At 72.9% G+C, this 17271-nt stretch carries 22 protein-coding genes; 12 read left to right on the forward strand and 10 right to left on the reverse strand.

The genetic code is table 11. From position 1 onward, the window contains the following. Both VNL12_RS15145 and VNL12_RS15150 read left to right on the forward strand, forming a co-directional pair. Positions 1-195 (forward strand): hypothetical protein (locus VNL12_RS15145; protein WP_325595777.1); only part of this gene is annotated, 195 nt, incomplete at its 5' end. Positions 196-207: 12 nt separating this feature from the next. Then, on the forward strand, positions 208-1263 hold the full coding sequence (locus VNL12_RS15150) for a hypothetical protein (RefSeq protein WP_325595778.1): 1056 nt from the start codon (positions 208-210) through the stop codon (positions 1261-1263). Positions 1264-1273: 10 nt separating this feature from the next. Here VNL12_RS15150 and VNL12_RS15155 read toward each other — a convergent pair whose 3' ends face one another. Together VNL12_RS15155 and VNL12_RS15160 are read right to left on the reverse strand one after the other, a co-directional pair. After that, positions 1274-1699, reverse strand: a complete 426-nt coding sequence (locus VNL12_RS15155; RefSeq protein ID WP_325595779.1) for a type II toxin-antitoxin system VapC family toxin — start codon at positions 1697-1699, stop codon at positions 1274-1276. Between the two features lie 127 nt (positions 1700-1826). Then, entirely contained in the window at positions 1827-2087 is a 261-nt protein-coding gene (locus VNL12_RS15160; protein ID WP_325595780.1) for a hypothetical protein, read from the reverse strand. Between the two features lie 65 nt (positions 2088-2152). On the opposite strand from VNL12_RS15160, the gene VNL12_RS15165 reads away from it, so the two are divergent. Together VNL12_RS15165 and VNL12_RS15170 are read left to right on the forward strand one after the other, a co-directional pair. Next, positions 2153-3256: a Gfo/Idh/MocA family oxidoreductase gene (locus tag VNL12_RS15165; RefSeq protein WP_325595781.1), complete on the forward strand. Its 1104-nt coding sequence runs from the start codon at positions 2153-2155 to the stop codon at positions 3254-3256. Positions 3257-3395: 139 nt separating this feature from the next. Then, positions 3396-4469 (forward strand): LLM class flavin-dependent oxidoreductase, encoded by a 1074-nt coding sequence (locus VNL12_RS15170; RefSeq protein WP_349257862.1) that lies wholly within the window; start codon positions 3396-3398, stop codon positions 4467-4469. Between the two features lie 56 nt (positions 4470-4525). Here VNL12_RS15170 and VNL12_RS15175 read toward each other — a convergent pair whose 3' ends face one another. Next, positions 4526-5008: a helix-turn-helix domain-containing protein gene (locus tag VNL12_RS15175; protein WP_325595783.1), complete on the reverse strand. Its 483-nt coding sequence runs from the start codon at positions 5006-5008 to the stop codon at positions 4526-4528. A 111-nt stretch (positions 5009-5119) separates the two neighbouring features. Here VNL12_RS15175 and VNL12_RS15180 point away from each other — a divergent pair, with 111 nt between their 5' ends. Further along, positions 5120-6064 (forward strand): S1C family serine protease, encoded by a 945-nt coding sequence (locus tag VNL12_RS15180; protein WP_325595784.1) that lies wholly within the window; start codon positions 5120-5122, stop codon positions 6062-6064. Positions 6065-6148: 84 nt separating this feature from the next. Here VNL12_RS15180 and VNL12_RS15185 read toward each other — a convergent pair whose 3' ends face one another. Both VNL12_RS15185 and VNL12_RS15190 read right to left on the reverse strand, forming a co-directional pair. Beyond that, entirely contained in the window at positions 6149-6715 is a 567-nt protein-coding gene (locus VNL12_RS15185) for a hypothetical protein (RefSeq protein ID WP_325595785.1), read from the reverse strand. A 471-nt stretch (positions 6716-7186) separates the two neighbouring features. Next, entirely contained in the window at positions 7187-7405 is a 219-nt protein-coding gene (locus VNL12_RS15190) for a hypothetical protein (RefSeq protein ID WP_325595786.1), read from the reverse strand. A 218-nt stretch (positions 7406-7623) separates the two neighbouring features. Here VNL12_RS15190 and sufB point away from each other — a divergent pair, with 218 nt between their 5' ends. The 5 genes from sufB (at position 7624) to sufC (ending at position 12251) form a co-directional block, all read left to right on the forward strand. Further along, the gene (gene sufB / locus VNL12_RS15195) at positions 7624-9021 is read left to right on the forward strand and encodes a Fe-S cluster assembly protein SufB (protein WP_325595787.1); all 1398 of its coding nucleotides are present in this window, start codon (positions 7624-7626) and stop codon (positions 9019-9021) included. 177 nt (positions 9022-9198) lie between these two features. Beyond that, positions 9199-9561, forward strand: coding sequence for a hypothetical protein (locus VNL12_RS15200; protein ID WP_325595788.1), 363 nt, complete (start codon positions 9199-9201; stop codon positions 9559-9561). Between the two features lie 248 nt (positions 9562-9809). Beyond that, entirely contained in the window at positions 9810-11021 is a 1212-nt protein-coding gene (gene sufD, locus VNL12_RS15205) for a Fe-S cluster assembly protein SufD (protein ID WP_325595789.1), read from the forward strand. Continuing rightward, a complete protein-coding gene (locus VNL12_RS15210) occupies positions 11018-11338 on the forward strand; it encodes a non-heme iron oxygenase ferredoxin subunit (RefSeq protein ID WP_325595790.1) in 321 nt (106 codons plus the stop codon). Before sufD ends, VNL12_RS15210 begins: the two co-directional genes overlap by 4 nt. Positions 11339-11405: 67 nt before the next feature. After that, complete coding sequence (sufC, locus tag VNL12_RS15215) at positions 11406-12251, forward strand: Fe-S cluster assembly ATPase SufC (RefSeq protein WP_325595791.1); 846 nt, start codon at positions 11406-11408, stop codon at positions 12249-12251. 141 nt (positions 12252-12392) lie between these two features. Here sufC and VNL12_RS15220 read toward each other — a convergent pair whose 3' ends face one another. The 3 genes from VNL12_RS15220 to VNL12_RS15230 all read right to left on the reverse strand — a co-directional run bounded on the left by VNL12_RS15220 (position 12393) and on the right by VNL12_RS15230 (position 15171). Further along, entirely contained in the window at positions 12393-13280 is an 888-nt protein-coding gene (locus tag VNL12_RS15220) for a choice-of-anchor P family protein (RefSeq protein WP_325595792.1), read from the reverse strand. Between the two features lie 209 nt (positions 13281-13489). Next, positions 13490-14554, reverse strand: coding sequence for a class E sortase (locus tag VNL12_RS15225; RefSeq protein WP_325595793.1), 1065 nt, complete (start codon positions 14552-14554; stop codon positions 13490-13492). A 38-nt stretch (positions 14555-14592) separates the two neighbouring features. Then, entirely contained in the window at positions 14593-15171 is a 579-nt protein-coding gene (locus VNL12_RS15230) for a L,D-transpeptidase (protein ID WP_325595794.1), read from the reverse strand. Between VNL12_RS15230 and VNL12_RS15235 the strand changes: the two genes are divergently transcribed. Then, entirely contained in the window at positions 15164-15649 is a 486-nt protein-coding gene (locus tag VNL12_RS15235) for a hypothetical protein (RefSeq protein ID WP_325595795.1), read from the forward strand. The genes VNL12_RS15230 and VNL12_RS15235 overlap by 8 nt on opposite strands. After that, a complete protein-coding gene (locus VNL12_RS15240; protein WP_325595796.1) occupies positions 15646-15903 on the forward strand; it encodes a 4a-hydroxytetrahydrobiopterin dehydratase in 258 nt (85 codons plus the stop codon). Before VNL12_RS15235 ends, VNL12_RS15240 begins: the two co-directional genes overlap by 4 nt. Before the next feature lie 18 nt (positions 15904-15921). Here the strand turns inward: VNL12_RS15240 and VNL12_RS15245 are convergent, their stop codons facing one another. Both VNL12_RS15245 and VNL12_RS15250 read right to left on the reverse strand, forming a co-directional pair. After that, positions 15922-17004 (reverse strand): hypothetical protein, encoded by a 1083-nt coding sequence (locus tag VNL12_RS15245; protein ID WP_325595797.1) that lies wholly within the window; start codon positions 17002-17004, stop codon positions 15922-15924. A gap of 79 nt (positions 17005-17083) precedes the next feature. Next, positions 17084-17271 (reverse strand): glycosyl hydrolase family 65 protein (locus VNL12_RS15250; RefSeq protein ID WP_325595798.1); only part of this gene is annotated, 188 nt, incomplete at its 5' end.

The raw sequence follows: 17271 nt of genomic DNA on the forward strand, positions 1-17271 counted from the left end.
ACCCTGCTCGTCGCCGCTCTGCCCGCGCCCCGCTCGGCCATCGACCGGGCCCTGCGCGCCGCCGGTCCGAGCGCGCTGTTCGACGTGATCGAGGTGCTGTCGCCCGAGGGCCGTCGCCGACTGGCCAGCTACGCCTCGGGCACCGTCGACGCGCCCCTACCCGGCTTCTGGCGCCCCGACGACCTCACGGCCTGACGGCCTCGGCTCATGCCGTCGCTGCGCACCGAGGTCACTGAGATCACGACCGGACTGGCCATGCTCGGCCTGGGCGACCTCGACTGGGCCCTGGCCGCCCGCCCGCCCGAGCTGCTCGGCGTGGGCGAGCCCGAGTGGGATCGCCTCACCACGGCTCGCGACGCCGGCACCCACACCGCCGACTTCGCCCGGGCGTGGGACAACGGGTTGGCCTTCCTCCGGGCCGCCGACGCGCTGCGCAGCCGGGTGCCCGCCCGCATCGAGTGGAAGGGTCCCGACAGGCTGCCGCTCGTCTCCGACGTGCCCGCCGACCTGCGCGTCGACCGGGTGTACCTGGTGTCGTGCAAGTACCTGTCCAAGGTCCTGCACAACCTGGCCCCCGCGGGCCTGTTCGACGGCGGGCTGTCGGGCTCCGCGGCCAAGGCCGGCGACTGGTTCGCGTCCGTCGCCCCCACCGAGCTCCAGGCCCTCTACGACGCCACCCGACACGAGATTGGCACCACGCGACGCGAGATCGGGGAGGCCGCCCTCCTGGGCATGCCGTCGGTGGCCGAGCTGCCCGAGCGGGTCGGTGACCTGGCCCGCTCGGGGCGCGAGGTGCTGAAGGCGACCCTGGGCCGCACCCTGCCGGTGCCCCTCGCCGAGGCCTACGGCGGGCTGACCCGGGCCGTCGCCGAGCGGTCGGCCGATCGCTGGTCGGCGACGCTCGGCGACCGGGCCGAGAAGGAGCGCCTGCTCTGGCGGCTGCTGCGCGTCGGGGGCGCGCCGTACTTCGTGCTCGGCGCGTCGGCGGCCACGGCTCCGCCCATGCGGCTGCGCATCGACACCGCCTGGGACTGGCAGCAGCGGTACCGCCTCACGGCGTTCGAGGTGTGGCCCGAACCGGCCGGGCAGGCAGTCGTGCGGTGGCAGGCGAACGTGACCGACCGGGAGGCAGGCGAGGACCGCAGCGTGCGCGGCCACGTGGAGATCCGGTGGAGCCACGGCCGCTTCAGCGGCAACCCCGAGGCCAAGGTGTACCTCGACACCCCCCACGCCTCGGTCCCCGGCTACCACCCCCTCCTCTGAACGGAACCGGTCAGGAGACGAGCTCGACCGGCAACCCGATGTCCGCGGCGTTGCGAGCGAGGGCTCCGTCCAAGGTCCACACCACCGTCCCGAGGCTCTGGGCCAAGCAGACGTAGGCGGAATCAGTGGCGTGCCGGCGCCGGAGGCGGGCGGTCACGGCGGCCACCTCGGGCCCCGCATGGGCGAGGTCGAACGGATGCAGGACGAGGCCCAGAGCAGCTAGGTCACGCCAGATCTCGGCGACGTCGACGACCTCGAGGGTGCCATCGAAGACCAGGCGGGCGAGCACGTTGGCGACCTCGTAGGGCAACACTGACGGGGCGTGGAGCCCCTCACCGGTCTCCAACCAGCCCTCCAGGTGAGCCCGGGCGGCGTGTTGCCGCTCGTCGGCGACCACCACGGCGACGATCACGCTGGCGTCGACGACGACGCTCATTGGTGCACGCCCTCGTCGTGGGTGGCATCAGGCCGCCTTCCCATCGCCGAGCACCAATGAGCGCTGCCGGCTCCGCAGGCTCCGCCGTCAGAGAGCCCGTGCTGTCTGGTTCGCTCGCTGCGCTCGCTCACCGGTCGGGGCTGAGGGCGGTGCGCGACTCGTTCACCAGGGCGACGGCGTCGGCCGATGCCCGCTGCTGTGACCGCTGCACCAGCCGCTCGAGCGCAGCGCGCGCATCGACGCTCCCCCGGATGGGGCCATCACCGCTGAGCCCGGCGTGCACCAGCATGCGCGCCAGGGTCCCCGGCCGGACCCGCAGCAGATCGGCCTGTTTCTTCAAGACATCGTGATCGGCCTCATCGAGGCGAACGCTGATAGTCCTCGTCACATACATCAGCCTAGCTTCACAACGATGCGAAGCGACGCGCATTGCACCCAAGGTACGCTCCGCCCATGGCTGGCCCTCCTGACACGCTCCGCTACGGCTTGATCGGCACGGGGATGATGGGCATCGAGCACCTGTGGAACCTCCAGCACGTGGCCGGGGCCGAGGTCACCGCCATCGCCGATCCCCACGAGGGGTCCCGGGACCTCGCCGTGCTCGCCGCCGGCGAGGGCGGCGCGACCTTCGAGCGCTTCGTGGATCACCGCGAGCTGCTGGCCTCGGGACTCTGCGACGTGGTGGTCGTGGCGACCCCGAACCACACCCACCTGCCGGTGATGCTCGACGTGCTCGCCCACGACGTCCACGTCCTGGTGGAGAAGCCCCTCGCCACCACCGTCGCCGGCTGCCGGCAGATCATCGACGCCGCACGCGCCCGCCCGAGCCGCGCCGGGTTCGTCTGGGTCGGGTTGGAGTACCGCTACATGCCGCCGGTCGCCCGCCTGGTCGCCGACGTCCACGCCGGCGCCGTCGGCACACCCCGCATGGTCGCGATCCGCGAGCATCGGTTCCCGTTCCTGGCCAAGATCGGCGACTGGAACCGCTTCAGCCGCAACACCGGGGGGACCCTCGTGGAGAAGTGCTGCCACTTCTTCGACCTCATGGGCCACGTCCTGGAGGACCGACCGGTGCGGGTCATGGCGTCGGGCGGCCAGGACGTGAACCACCTCGACGAGAGCTACGACGGCGAGGTGCCCGACATCATCGACAACGCGCTCGTGGTGGTCGACTTCGCCGGTGGCGCCCGCGCGTCGCTGGACCTCTGCATGTTCGCCGAGGCCTCGGAGAACCAAGAGGAGATCTCGGTCGTGGGCGACACCGGGAAGGTCGAGGCGTTCTTGCCATCGTGCGAGGTGCGCCTCGGCACCCGGTCCACGGGCCGACCCGGGGTGAGCACCGAGGTCGTGCACGATGCCCGGGTCGCCTACGAGGGCTTCCACCACGGGTCCAGCTACCTCGAGCACCTGGACCTGGCTGACGCCGTGCGCTCCGGCGCCCAGCCCGCGGTGGGCCTGGAGGAGGGGCTGATGTCGGTCGCCGTCGGCGTGGCCGCCCACCGCTCGATCGACGAGGGCCGCGTCGTCACCCTCGACGAGGTCCTGGCCGACGGCTGAGCACGCCATGGGGCGCGGCCCGGCGCGCGAACCTCGCGCCAGGGTAGCGGTCACGGCGTGAGCAGGCGCGGTCGGCCTTCTAGGGTCGGGCGCCGTGACGGACGGACTGGTGGACACAGCTCCCCGGGAACCGGTGGAGATGAGCTGGTTCGCGGCGCTCTGCGACGACGACTACGAGCGCCTCGGGGTCCCCGACGCCGCCCTGCGGTCGTCGTGGCCCCACTGCCGCACGATCGCCCTGGCCGCCGAGGAGCACGGCTACGACAACATCCTCCTGCCCTCGGGTTACGCCCTCGGCATCGACCCCACCGCCTTCGCCGCCGCCCTCGCCCCGCTGGTCCGGCGCCTCCACCTGCTGCTCGCGGTGCGGGTCGGCGAGCTGGTCGTGCCCCAGCTCGCCCGTCAGCTCGCCACCATCGACCAGATGCTCGAGGGGCGCCTGACGGTCAACATCATCTCCTCGGACCTCCCCGGTGAGACGCTACCGAGTGAGCCCCGGTACCGGCGGACGCTCGAGGTCATGTCGGTCCTGCGGGACCTGCTGGACGGGCGGCCGGTCGCCCACCACGGCGAGTTCGTCGACGTGGAGGTCGAGCCGCCACGCGTCGGGACCGTCGACGGTCGCTGCCCGCCGCTCTACTTCGGGGGGCTCTCCGAGCCCGCCCGCGACGTGGCCGCCCGCGCCGCGGACATCTACCTCATGTGGCCCGACACGCTCGTCGCCACGGCGTCGCTGGCCGCCGAGATGCGCGCTCGCGCTGCCGACCACGGCCGGGAGCTGAAGCTCGGGTTCCGCAGCCACGTCATCGTGCGCGCCACCGAGACCGAGGCCCGGGCGGCGGCGGCCGAGCTCATCGCCGCCGTCGACGCCGAGGAGGGGCGCCGCATCCGTGAGCGCAGCCTCGACTCCGCCTCCGCCGGCGTGGCCCGCCAGGCCGAGCTGCGCGACGGCGCCGATGACGAGGGCTTCGTCGAGGACCACCTCTGGACCGGCATCGGCCGGGCCCGATCCGGCGCCGGCGCGGCGATCGTCGGTGACCCCGACCAGGTGCGGGCGACCCTCGAGGGCTACCGCGCCGCGGGCATCGACGCCTTCATCCTCTCCGGCTACCCGCACGTCGCCGAGTGCGACCGCTTCGCCCGCCACGTCCTCGCCGATCTTGACCACGCCCCCCTGAAGCCCCGCCTCTCACCGGACTGGTCCGAACCTTGAGCGGTTGAGCGCCGCATAGGCAGTCAATCGCTCAAGGTCCCGATGGCCGTGCCGGGCTACAGGGAGTACGTCTCGGTGGCGTCGTCGTCGTCGACGGTGCGCTCGCAGGTCGGGCACCAGGGCCGCATCTCCACGGTGGTGCCACACCGGGAGTGGAAGGGAGCGGAGCCCCGGCCGCCGCGCCGCCGGGCGCCCCAGGCCGAGAGCAGGCGGAGGGCGTCGGCCAGCTCGCGCCCCGGGCCGGTGAGGTCGTACTCGTGGCGGACGGGTCGCTCGCGGTAGGGGCGGGCCACCACCAGACCGTCCTCCTCGAGCTGGCGGAGGCGGGCGGAGAGGATGTTGGGTGCCACGCCCAGGCCGTCGCCCAGGTCGCCGAAGCGACGGGGCCCGTCGAGCAGGCCGGCGACGATCAGCAGCACCCACCGATCACCGACCCGCTCGAGGGCACGCAGCAGGTCGGGCTCGGGGCCCAACGGGGCAGCACCGACGGGGCGACGGGCGCCGCCGCGTGGCGAGCGTGGGGATCCGGGCGGGGGCACGACGTCATTCTCGCCCGGCGAGCGCGGAACCGGCGCGCCCCTCTAGAGTCACTTGCACAACGCAAGTGACCAGCCGCGCCGGTCGTCCACCCCCTTCCCCAGGAGCCGCTCATGTCCGTCCTCACCGAGATCGCGGAGGCCACCCGCTCCGCCCACGCCGCCGCCGCTCCCGCCACGGTGGCGATCGGCCGCCACACCCGGGGGGCCGGGGTGGTGATCGCGCCTGACCGGGTGGTCACCAGCGCCCACAACCTCCGGGACCGCACCACGCAGGTCACCTTCGCCGACGGCACCCACGCCCAGGCCGCCCTCGTGGGCTCCGACCCCGACCACGACATCGTGGTGCTCGAGGTGAGCACCGGCGACATCGCCCCGCTGCCGTGGAGCGACACGCCGGTCGCCACCGGTGACCCCGTCTTCGCCGTGGCCCGGGCCTCGGGCGGCGACCGAGTCACCGCCGGGTTCGTGTCGGGGGTGGGCCGGGCGTTCCGCGGCCCCCGGGGACGCCGGGTGAAGGGCGCGGTCGAGCACACCGCCCCGCTGGCCCGAGGCTCCTCGGGCGGTCCCCTCGTCGATGCCGAGGGGCGCCTGGTGGGCATCAACACCCACCGCCTGGGGGAGGGCTTCTACCTCGCCCTCCCCGCCGATGATGATCTGCGCTCGCGGGTCGATGCCCTCGTCGCCGGCCGGCACCTGAGCGCCCGCCGTCTCGGCATCGTGATCGTGCCTGGCCCGCGTGCCGCACGCCTCCGTCGCCGGGTCGGCCTGCCCGACGTGCCGGGGCTGCTCATCCGAGGTGTGGTCGACGGATCGCCCGCCGCCACCGCCGGGCTCACCGAGGGCGATCTGCTGACCGAAGTCGACGGTACGGCCGTGGCGTCGGTCGACGACCTGTGGGATGCCCTCGACGCCGCCGGGGGCTCGCTCTCCCTCACCGTGCTCCGCGGCACCGAGGAGCGCACCGTCACCGTCACCTTCGCCCCTGCCGACGATGCCTCGGGCGAGGACGGGGACGCCGCCACCACCGACTCGTCCGATGCCCCGCCGGCCGACTGACCGCCCCGTCCCTGCGAACCGGTCGCGGTTCCCGTTCCGGGAGGAACGGATTCTGCGACCAGTTCAGGGGCTTGGGCTCGAGCCCTACCCCTCGAGCTCCTCCAGGACGGCATCGGTCGCGGTCACGAGGCGGGCGCGAGCCTCGGGGAGGTCGATGGTGCTCGAGTAGTAGCTGATCATCACCAGGTCGGCGCCCTGGCGGACCTCGAACCGGAGGTTAGGGACCTCGTCGTGGTCGTCCTCGCTGAGGCGCGAGCAGGAGGCGTCGCCCAGCCCCGGGTCGGCGCCCGGCGCTCCCGCGCAGCTGCTCTCGATGGACCTCGTCGCCTGCTCGACGCCGGTGTCGGCGAAGTCGCCGAACCGGTAGACGCGGACGTCGAAGCTGGCATAGCCCTCCGGCCCAGTCGCCTGGCCGTCGGGGGTGCGGCTCGCGCAAGACGACTCGGTGTTCTGCGTGGCGTCGTCGCGCGTGGCCTCGGCCTCGCCGTTCGGCACCCACTCGGCGAGCCGCTCGCGACCGACGACGGCGCAGAGGTCGGCCGGCGCCGCGGGTGCGGGGACAGCGTCGGCCGGCCCCCCGGGCCCGAGGGTCCAGTACGCCACCACGGCGGCGACCACGACGACCATCAGCACCCCGCCCACCAGCAACATGACGACGAGGCTCGCACCGCGTCGGTCCGGCGGCGTCGATGCAGGCGGCGGCCCCGGCGATGGCTGACCGGAAGGCGTCGAGGTGGACACGAGGCCCGTGGTACCCGTCACGGGAGGTGCCCACCCGCCGACCGACGCCCCGGCCGGCCGCCGTCGGGCGCCGGGTGGCGACCACCGCAGCGGCGAGCAGGGCGCTGGCGAGCGGGAGGGCGACGAGGCCGACCGGGACCTCCCACGGGACGACCAGGGGGATGGGCGGCAGGCCGCCACGAGCCGAGCCGTCGTAGACCGAGAAGGCGAGGGCGGCGAGCCCGATGCCCACGATCGCGGCGAGCACGGACGACGCGCCCGAGAGCACCAGGGCCTGGATGGCGCCGAGGGACGCGCGGGTGCCCTCCGGTGCCCCCTGCACCCAGAGCACCGCGTCCTCGGCACGGGTGGCGCCCAAGGCGAGGACGACGCCGGCCATCGTCACCAGGACGGCGAGCCGCGCACTGCACCGGCATCGGCGGCCAGACGGGCCAGCAGGTCGGGCCCGGCGGCGCGCTGGCCCTTGCAGATCCCCTGGAGGTGGGCGACCAGCTCGCGCCGCTGCAGGTCGACCACGCTGAGTGCGGCCCGCAGGTCCTTGGCGGCGACGAGCAGCACGCGCAGCACCAGCTCGTCGCGAGGCGCCGGCCGGGGTGGCACCGACGCGAGCCACTGCTCGGCCCGGTCTCGGCCATCGGGGGTCAGGCGCCACCGTCGCCGGCGGGCGTCCGGTCGCGATTCCCGTCGCGGGAGCAACGGGATCCGCGACCAGGTCGGGGGTTGGGGCCCCGGCCGAGGGACGGCGGGCGGGGGTTGCTACCATGTCGGTAGGAGAAATCCGCCCACCACGCCGGTCACCCGGCAGGAGGCAGCCACACATGGCAGTCCAGGATCTCGACCTCGGTCGCTACAAGCTCGGATGGTCCGACGAAGAGGACTACGTCTTCAAGCCCCGACGGGGGCTGACCGAGGACAGCCTCCGCGAGATGTCGTGGATGAAGGGCGAGCCAGACTGGATGCTCGAGTACCGCCTGAACAGCTTCCGGCACTTCCAGCGTCGCCCGATGCCCAACTGGGGCGGCGACATGTCGCAGATCTTCTTCGACCAGATCTACTACTACATCAAGCCCACGAACGAGCAGGTCGACACGTGGGACGAGCTGCCCGACGCCATCAAGAACACCTACGAGAAGCTGGGCATCCCCGAGGCCGAGCGCAAGTACCTCGCCGGGGTCACCGCCCAGTACGAGTCCGAGGTCGTGTTCCACCGGAACCGCTCGGACCTCGAGGAGAAGGGCATCATCTTCTGCGACATGGATACCGCCCTCCGGGAGCACCCCGAGCTGGTGAAGCCGTACTTCGGCACCGTGATCCCGAAGAACGACAACAAGTTCGCGTCGCTCAACTCCGCGGTGTGGTCCGGCGGCAGCTTCATCTACGTCCCCCCGGGCGTCGAGGTCGACATGCCGCTGCAGGCCTACTTCCGCATCAACGCCGAGAACATGGGCCAGTTCGAGCGCACCCTCATCATCGCCGATGAGGGCTCGAAGGTGCACTACATCGAGGGCTGCTCGGCCCCGACCTACACCTCGGACTCGCTGCACTCGGCCGTGGTCGAGATCATCGTCAAGCCCTCGGCACGCGTCACCTACACGACCATCCAGAACTGGTCGAACAACGTCTTCAACCTGGTCACCAAGCGGGCCCGGGTCGAGGCCGAGGGCCACATGGAGTGGATCGACGGCAACATCGGCAGCCGCCTCACCATGAAGTACCCGGCCGTCTGGCTGGTGGGCCCCAAGGCCACCGGCGAGGTGCTCTCCGTCGCCTACGCGGGTGAGGGCCAGCACCAGGACACGGGGGCCAAGATGGTCCACGCCGCCCCCGAGACCTCGTCCAAGATCGTCTCCAAGTCGATCTCCTCCCACGGCGGTCGCACGTCGTACCGCGGCCTCGTCCGGGTCGAGGACGACGCCTACGGCTGCAAGAGCCACGTCCAGTGCGACGCCCTGATCCTCGACGAGGACTCGGTCTCGGACACCTACCCCTACATGGAGGTCGGCGCCCGCGACGCCCGCATCGGCCACGAGGCCACCGTGTCTCGCGTCGCCGATGAGCAGCTCTTCTACCTGATGAGCCGCGGCCTCACCGAGGAGCAGGCCATGGGCATGGTCGTGAACGGCTTCATCGAGCCCGTCACCCGCACCCTGCCGATGGAGTACGCCGTCGAGTGGAGCCGCCTCATCGAGCTGCAAATGGAAGGCAGCGTCGGCTGAGCGAGCGCCAGCGAGCTCGGCCGACCCTCTCAGGGCGGCGGGTGGGGTCGGTGGACGTGGAGGGCTCGGTCGGGTAGGTCGGCGCAGCCGACGCCTCGTCTGAGCGGTCGCCCCCCACCGGTGCGATCCGGGCGGGGTGACTGCCGGGCGAGGTGTCCCAGGCGGCACAATGGGCGGGTGCCCATGCGCCAGGACTGCAAGTTCTTCGAGTCGAGGACGTACCGCAACGGCGAGACCGTGCGGAAGTGCGACCTCGACCTCGCCCCCGAGGCGCCGTGGCGGTGCCCGGCCGACTGCGCCGCCTTCCAGCGGCGCCTCGCGGATGTGAACTGGAGCCACGGCACCCTCGTCACGCCCCGCACACCGGCTGAGCCGCCGGGCCTCGACGAGCGGGGCGCCGAGATCGCGGCCCTGCTCGACGCGGCGGAGGACATCGTCAACGCCGCCGCGCCGCAGGTGCTCGCCGACGTCGAGAAGGACCGCGCCAAGGGTTCGCGGATGGCCCGCATCAAGGGCCTCTTCCGCCGCGACAAAGGTTGACCGCCGCTCAACTTTGTACGGGCGAACGCGCCAGGGAGGGCCAAGACCCCAAAGTTTGAGGCGCCTCGCCGGGCCGCCGCTCAACTTTGTACGGGTGAACGCGCCACGAAGGGTCGAGCGTCCAAAGCTCGCGCCGTGCCGTGACCGGGCTCCGACGTTCGGTCCTGGAGATCCGGCCGGTAGCCTCCGGGAGTCGGCCACTCGCCCGTCACCACCGGAGAACCACCCTGAGTCCCAGCCTTGACATCGTGGCCGCCCTGCCCGGGGATCCCACACGGCGCACCGCCGCCGCCGAGCGGGCGGTGGCGGCCGGGATGCCGAGCCCCGAGGCCGAGGAGTGGCGCTACAGCCGGGTCGACGAGCTCGACCTCGATGCCTTCACGATCGTGGCCGCGGTGCCCGCCTACGATGCCGGGCCCGTGCCCGACGCCCGCTGGGCCGCCGAGGTCACCCTCGTCGACGGGTGGGCCCAGAGCGTCGTCGTCCACGACGACGCGGTGAGCGTGACCACCGGCGACGACGCCGCCCTCGGCACGGTCATGGGCGAGGCCCACGACGCCCTCGTCGAGTGGTCGGTGGCCCTGGCCCCCGAGCCGGTGGTCATCCGCATCCGCCGTGGTGCGGTGGTGGCGGACCCGATCCTCGTGCGCACCGTCGGTGTCACCCCCGACGGGCTCTCCGCGCCCCGCATCCTCGTCGTCGTCGAGGAGGGCGCCCAGGCGTCGGTGGTCGAGCACCAGAGCTCCGGTGAGGCCTCCGGGCTGGTCCTCTCGCTCGTCGAGCTCGACGTGGCCGACCGGGCCCGGCTGTCCTACACCAGCGCCCAGCAGCACGGTCCGCAGGTGTGGCAGATCGCCAACCAGGTGGCCCGGGTCGGCCAGGAGGGATCGCTGACCTCCGCCCTAGTCGCCCTGGGCGGCGACTACACCCGGGTCCGCACCGACTGCCGGCTCGAGGGCCGCGGGGCATCGGGTGACCTCCTGGCCGCCTACTTCGGCGAGCGGGACCAGACCCTCGACTTCCGGACCTTCCAGGACCACATGGCCCCCGACACCACCTCCGACCTGCTCTTCAAGGGCGCCGTCGGAGGTCGGTCGCGCTCGATCTACACCGGGCTCATCACCGTGCGGCCCAACGCTCGGGGCACCGACGCCCACCAGACCAACCGCAACCTGAAGCTGTCGGAGGAGGCGTGGGCCGAGTCGGTGCCCAACCTCGAGATCCAGAACAACGACGTGCGGTGCTCTCACGCCTCGACCGTCGGGCCCATCGACGAGGACCAGCGCTTCTACCTCGAGAGCCGGGGGGTGCCGCCCGAGGTGGCCGAGCGCCTCGTCGTCTCGGGCTTCTTCGCCGACGTGCTGGCCCGGATGCCGGCCCCCGCCCCGGTGCTCGCCGCGGTCGGCGCCGCGATCGAGGAACGCCTCGACCGCCAGGCCGCAGCCGAGGTCTCCGCGTGACGACCCGCCAGCGCGTGTGCGCCGCCTCCGAGGTCGCCGACGGCACCGCCCATCGGGTCGAGGTCGACGGGCATCCCATTGCCGTCGTCCGCTGCGGCGACGGGCTGTTCGCGGTCGGAGACACGTGCAGCCACCAGCGCATCTCGCTCTCGGAGGGCGACGTGCTCTGTGCCGACCAGCAGATCGAGTGCTGGAAGCACGGCTCGGCGTTCTCGCTGGTCACCGGCGAGCCCTCGTCCCTGCCGGCCCTCAAGCCGATACCCGTCTTCCCCCTCGAGGTCGACGGCGACGACGTCTACGTGGAGGTCCCCTCATGAGCGAGCGCCGCGAGCGAAGCAGTCGGTACGTGCTCTCTGGCGGCGAAACCCTGGAGGGGGTGCACCGATGAGCGAGCTGGTCATCGAAGGGCTGCGGGCCACCGTCGGCGGCACCGAGATCCTCACCGGCATCGACCTGACGGTGCGCTCGGGCGAGGTGCACGCGGTGATGGGCCCCAACGGGGCCGGCAAGTCCACCCTCTCCCACGTGCTGATGGGCCGCCCCGGCTACGAGGTCACCAGCGGCACCGCCACCCTCGACGGCATCGACTTGCTCGGACTCCCCGCCTGGGAGCGGGCCCAGGCCGGGCTGTTCCTCGTGATGCAGTACCCGACAGAGGTGCCGGGCGTGTCGCTGATCGACTCGCTCTCCGCGTCCTTCGCCGCCTCCGGACGCCCCACCGACGACATGCGGGCGCGGATGGTCGACGAGGCCGAGCGCATCGGCTTCGACGAGAAGTTCCTCGACCGGCCCCTCAACGTCGACCTCTCCGGCGGCGAGAAGAAGCGCAACGAGACCCTCCAGCTGAGCGTGCTCGAGCCCCGGTTCGCGATCCTCGACGAGCTCGACTCGGGCCTCGACATCGACGCCCTGCGGGCATGCTCGGCCCGGGTCGAGGCCGCCACCGAGACCGGCCTCGGCGTGCTCTGCATCACCCACTACACCCGGGTGCTGGCCGAGCTGCGGGCCGACCGGGTGCACATCTTGGTGCGGGGCGAGATCCGCGCCAGCGGCGGCCCCGAGCTGGCCGACCGGCTCGAGGCCGAGGGCTACACGGCCTGGATCCGTCCCGAGGACGAGATGGCGCCGTCGGCCCCCCGCCCCGTGGACGTGTTCGGTGAGGGCTCCTTCGCCGACCAGCAGCCCGTGGTCGAGGACCCCTTCGGCCCCGGTCCCTTCGCCGCCGGCTGACCGACCCTCCCGTGGTGGTGGTGCCCCCAGGCTTGCCACTCCCCCGGGAACTGCCACCCTCCTGTACGCCCGGTCCGTGCCCGGGCGCGCACCGGCCCCGGCCAAGAGGCCGGGGCCGGTGGGCTCTGAGTGTCGGGACCGCTAGGCGGTGTGAGCTCCTCGACGGCGGCTGGCGGCCAGGCTGAGGGCTCCGGCGGCGAGCAGGGCGACGCCCAGGCCGACCATGGTGCCGGTGCTGGTGCTGCCGGTGCGGGGCAGCTCACCGGCGGGCGGCGGGGGAGCGGTGGTGCCGGTGTCACCGGGGTCACCGGGATCGGTGGTGGGCGGGGCCTCAGTGGTGGGCGGCTCCGTCGTGGGCGGCTCGGTGACCGGCGGCTCGGTGACCGGCGGCTCCATCACGGCCGCGGAGGAGGTGCAGCTCACCGACGCGAGGACGGCGTCGACCGTCGTCGGCGGCAGCGGCGGCAGCCCCGGCAGCGGCAGCTCGGAGGGGACATCGAGGTCGACGACCACGGCGTCGACGGTGATGGTGGTGGTCCCGTCGGCGTTCTCGACGAACGTCTGGCGGTTGAGGGTCACGGTGCCCACGCCGGGGATCTCCACGACCGTGTTGGGATCAGCCGCGACGGTGATGGGCTCGCCGTTGACGACGAGGTTGGTGATCACCGAGGAGCCTTCCGGCTCACCGTTGGCGGTGCACTGAGCTGACACGACCTCGGCGGTCACCAGGTCAGCGATGTTGGCGTTGGCGATGGTGGCCATCGCGGAGACGACCCCATCGGTGGTGCTGCACTCGGCGGTGACGGCGTCGGCGGTCGCGACGCCCGGGACGGAGAGGTCGACCACCTCCTCGGACATGTCGGGCGGGCAGTCCACCGCCGGGGTCGGCGGCACGTCGACGGCTGCGGCGCCAGCGACGCTGACGCTGGCGCTGAGGCCGAAGGCCGAGGCATCGAGCGGCGCGGCCGAGGCGGGGGCGGCGCCCATGGCCAGGAGGAGGCCGATGGCCGCGGTGGCGACCAGGGCCATCCGGGTTCGGGCCGGACCTCGGCGGGGGTGGTCGGTGCGGGACGTGGTGGAACGCAAGGTAAGCCTCCGGTTGTGATGTTCGGCCCGTCGGTACCGGTGTCGATCCGAACGGTGGCCGCCGTCAGTGTGGTGTCGGCGGGCACAGTACAACATCGCAACGTGGTGGTGCCAGGACCCTTCGAACCCGGGGTCCGTGAGCGCCGTCGATGTCAGTAGCTGGCCGGCAAGAGCAGCGAGACGCTCTCGAAGAAGAAGAACAGAGCGACGAGGAACGCGGGGGGAACGAGGACGTAGGGCAGCGCCCGCACCGCCCGGGGACGCGGCCCGCGGCGCCGAGTGAGCCGGGTGGCCGCCCACCCGGCGACGGCGACCGCCGCGCAGGTCAGCCCCCACGCCACGGCCGGGACCGCGTCGCCCCCGTCGTCGCCCAACTGGTCGGGCCCGGCGGGCGCGACGTCGCCGTCGCGACCCGTGTCGGCCGCGCCCCGGTCGTCCTCCGGCGCCTCGCCCGGGAGGGGCTGAACTTCCTCGCCCGGGAGGGTCTGACCTCCGTCGGGGTCGGCCTCAGTCTCCGCGCCGCCTGCCGCGGCAGGGTCGGGCTCCGCCGGCCACGGGGAGACCGGCTCGGTGACCAGGCGGGCCACGATCACCAGGCGCTGGGCGGCGGAGTACTTGGGCTCACAGGTCGTGAGGGTGAGGCGGTCGTCGCCCTGGTCGGCGACCACGGCCACGTCGGTCGGGGCCACCACCTTCTGTTCGGTGACCTCGTAGCGCGACTCGCCCTGCAGGGTCGTGACTGTGATCTCGTCGCCGGTCTCGAGCTGGTCCAGGTCCGAGAACGGCGCTCCGTAGGTGGTGCGGTGACCAGCGATGGCGGCGTTGCCGGCCTGGCCCGGCAGTGGCGTCGTCGGGAAGTGGCCCGGGCCGCGCGTGAGCTGCTCGACGGTGACCCCCTCGACCACGTTGAGGTCGTCGATCCCCAGGGCCGGGATGTCGATGAAGCCGGCGGCATCGCCTTCCACCGGTGGCGGCGGGAGGGCGGGCACCGGCGCGGTGGTGGTCGGCGGCACCGGCCGTGGGTCGGTGGGGTCGGGGCCCGGCGCGGTTGTCGAGGGGGTCGCGTCGCGGCGACGTTCCTGGCGCTCGAGCTGCTCGGTGAACTCCTGGTCCAGCTGCGACTGGGCCTGGGCCGTCCGGAGGCCGGTGCCCCAGAGCTGGTAGCCCACGAAGAGCAGCACCAACAGGCCCGTTGCGGCCAGCGACCGTCCGAGCACTCTCAGGACCCGTCCCCACCGAGAGGAACTCGCAGGGGTCAGGGGACGACCTTCACCGGGGTCCCTGAGGGCACCAGCGAAACCATGTCCATGATGCCGTCGTTGGTCATGCGCACGCACCCGTTGCTCACCGCCTGGCCTAGGAGCCCAGGGTTGTTGGTGCCGTGGAGGGCGATCTGGGCCACCCCGCCGTCGAAGCTGTCGAGCACCTCGGAGAAGCCGCTCACGCTGACCTGGCGGGGCCCGTAGACACCACCAGGGTTGCCGGTGTCGACCACGCCGTCGACGAAGAAGTCACCGATCGGCGTCGGCGTGGCGCCGGTCCCCACCGCCACGGTGGTCTCAAAGAGGACCTCGTCACCGTGGAACACGGTGCCCCGGCGGGCTCCGACCTCGACCAGGACGTGGTTGGGCACCGTGCGCAGCACGACATCGGCGGCCCGCACCCAGTTGACCCGCCCGTTGGGCCGGGCCGAGACGCTGACCTCGAGCCACTCGCCCTGCTGCTCTCGCACCAGGAACACGACGGGCAGGCGCTCAGCCGTGGGGTTGGTGAGGACCTTGCCGTCCGCCGCGGGCACACCGGGGGCGTCGAACAGCGTGACCTCCGTGACCACGGGGTCAGCGACCGTGAAGGAGGTGGGCGACCCGGCCGGGGCCACGGGAGGGGGGCTCGCCGTCGTCGGCGATGTGGTCGTCGGCGGGGATGTGGTTCTCGGCGGGGATGTGGTTCTCGGTGCCGCGGTTGTCGTGGTGCTGGTGTCCGCGGTGGTGTCCGCGGTGGTGTCCGCGGTGGTGGTTGTCGTGGCGGGCGCGTCGGCGGCCGTGGAGGTCGTTCCGCGGTCCGGTTGCGTCGAGGACGCTGCCGTCGTGACCTCGCGTCGGGCGGCGTCGGCCTCACCGCCGGGGCGCAGGGCCACGATCGCGACCGCAGCCACCAGGGCGAGGACCACGATGCCGGCCAGGATCTTGGAACGAGAAGTCACCGCGGGCACGCTACTCGCTGGCAGGGAACTCGCGGCAGGCGGCGACGACGGAGCGGCCCCGCTCTGCGCGGCGCGCGGCGGTCGTCGGTGGCCCACACTGGGGCCATGACCGACATCACCGCCCCCGACGGCTGGGAGAACCTCGACGGTCGGCTCCACCGCGAGCTGACCTTCGCCGACTTCTCCGAGGCCTTCGCCTTCATGACCCGTGTCGCCCTGGCCGCCGAGAAGGCCGATCACCACCCGGACTGGTCGAACTCCTGGAACACGGTGGTCATCGACCTCGTGAGCCATGACGCCGACGGGCTGACCGAGCGCGACATCGCCCTGGCCGAGGCGGTGAACCGGCTGGTCGCGACGTGAGAGGCCGCGGCCGGCGACTCAGCCGGTGAAGGTGGCGTCGGTGGCGATGGGAGCGGCGGGCGGCGCCGCCGGCGCGGGTGCCGCGGGTGGTGCCGGCGGCCCCGGAGCCGGTGGGGCGGGTGCCGGTGGGGCGGGTTCCGCCGGGACGCCACTTCGGCAGAGGTCGGTGAGCTCCCAGACCCACCGGCGCGAGCCGGTGCGATCGACGTAGCCGAGCACCACCCACACCTGGCCACCGTCGGCGTGGAGGCTCACCACCGGCGTGGTGCTGCCGTCGGACGGCGGCAGGGCGAGACCGCTGCCGGCGATGGTCAGCTCGAGGACGGGGTCGCCCTGCACGATGATGGTGACGTCGTCGCCGCCCTCGGCGATGTCGGTGCTGGTGACGAGGGTGGGAGCGAAGGGGTCGAAGGGCAGGCGCCCGACGAGCTGGCCGGGGAAGGTCTCGATCGGCTCACCGGTGAAGCTGCCCCCTGGGCCGGGGGCGGCGAGGTCGGCCCCGGAGAACAGCTCGGTGCCGTCGGTGGTGGTGACGGCCAGGTCGTCGGTGCCGTCGCCGTCCTGGTCGCCCGCCGGGAAGCCGCCCGCGAACGAGTCCGAGAGGAGGATGGCGTCGTCGGCCAGCGTGGCCGACCCCGAGGGTGTGGCGCCCGGCAGCAGGTAGAGCTCGGCGCCGGCGCCGAGGAGCAGGTCGGTGCCGCCGTCGCCGTCGAAGTCGGCAGGGTCAAAGCGGTTGGCGAAGAAGACCTGCTCGTCGACCTGGAGCGCCCCGTTGCCCCGGTCGACGCGGATGCCACCGCCGGTGAGGTCGGTGAGGGTGTCGGTGACGCCGTCGCCGTCGGTGTCGAACGGGCGGCTCGCCACCTCGAGGGCCTCGCCTCGCACCGGGTCGCCCTCGGGCTCGGGCTCGGATGCGACGAGCGAGGCGAAGATGGGCTCATAGGGCGCCGAGCACCCGGTGGGCGGCGGCGGTTGGGCCACGCCGCCGGGCGCGGACTGCCCGCTCGCCCCACCGCCGGGCACCGCGACCACCGCGCCCGCCACGGCGACCAGAACGGCGAGGAGTCGGAGAAGGGACGAGGACCGCCGGCGTGTCGACATGGCGGCAAGGTAGGACACGAGCCCGGATCGTGCACGGAACCCCCGGGCCCACCCGGGCCAGGTGACCGGGGCGGAGCGGTCAACCGGGGTCGAGCTCCACCTCGAGCACCTCTCCGGGGCAGAGCCCGGTGACCTTGCCCCTCACCCCGATGAACACGGGGACCACGGCACCGGGCTCGACCTCGATGCGCAGGGTGGCGTGCGACAGCGTGACGCTGAGGGTGCGGTCGCGGTGCACCAGGTCGAACGCCAGGCTGGCCACCGACG

Origin of the sequence: Iamia sp. (genome assembly GCF_035575815.1) — a bacterium.
Classification (GTDB): Bacteria; Actinomycetota; Acidimicrobiia; order Acidimicrobiales; family Iamiaceae; genus Iamia.

Excerpts from the sequence above, each read along its gene's own strand:
- VNL12_RS15220 (WP_325595792.1), bottom strand. The coding sequence starts at position 13,280 with ATGGCCCTGGTCGCCACCGCGGCCATCGGCCTCCTCCTGGCCATGGGC.
- VNL12_RS15240 (WP_325595796.1), top strand. The coding sequence starts at position 15,646 with ATGACCGACATCACCGCCCCCGACGGCTGGGAGAACCTCGACGGTCGG.
- VNL12_RS15170 (WP_349257862.1), top strand. The coding sequence starts at position 3,396 with ATGAGCTGGTTCGCGGCGCTCTGCGACGACGACTACGAGCGCCTCGGG.
- VNL12_RS15155 (WP_325595779.1), bottom strand. The coding sequence starts at position 1,699 with ATGAGCGTCGTCGTCGACGCCAGCGTGATCGTCGCCGTGGTGGTCGCC.
- VNL12_RS15185 (WP_325595785.1), bottom strand. The coding sequence starts at position 6,715 with ATGTTGCTGGTGGGCGGGGTGCTGATGGTCGTCGTGGTCGCCGCCGTG.
- VNL12_RS15165 (WP_325595781.1), top strand. The coding sequence starts at position 2,153 with ATGGCTGGCCCTCCTGACACGCTCCGCTACGGCTTGATCGGCACGGGG.
- sufC (WP_325595791.1), top strand. The coding sequence starts at position 11,406 with ATGAGCGAGCTGGTCATCGAAGGGCTGCGGGCCACCGTCGGCGGCACC.
- VNL12_RS15180 (WP_325595784.1), top strand. The coding sequence starts at position 5,120 with ATGTCCGTCCTCACCGAGATCGCGGAGGCCACCCGCTCCGCCCACGCC.
- sufB (WP_325595787.1), top strand. The coding sequence starts at position 7,624 with ATGGCAGTCCAGGATCTCGACCTCGGTCGCTACAAGCTCGGATGGTCC.
- VNL12_RS15245 (WP_325595797.1), bottom strand. The coding sequence starts at position 17,004 with ATGTCGACACGCCGGCGGTCCTCGTCCCTTCTCCGACTCCTCGCCGTT.
- VNL12_RS15150 (WP_325595778.1), top strand. The coding sequence starts at position 208 with ATGCCGTCGCTGCGCACCGAGGTCACTGAGATCACGACCGGACTGGCC.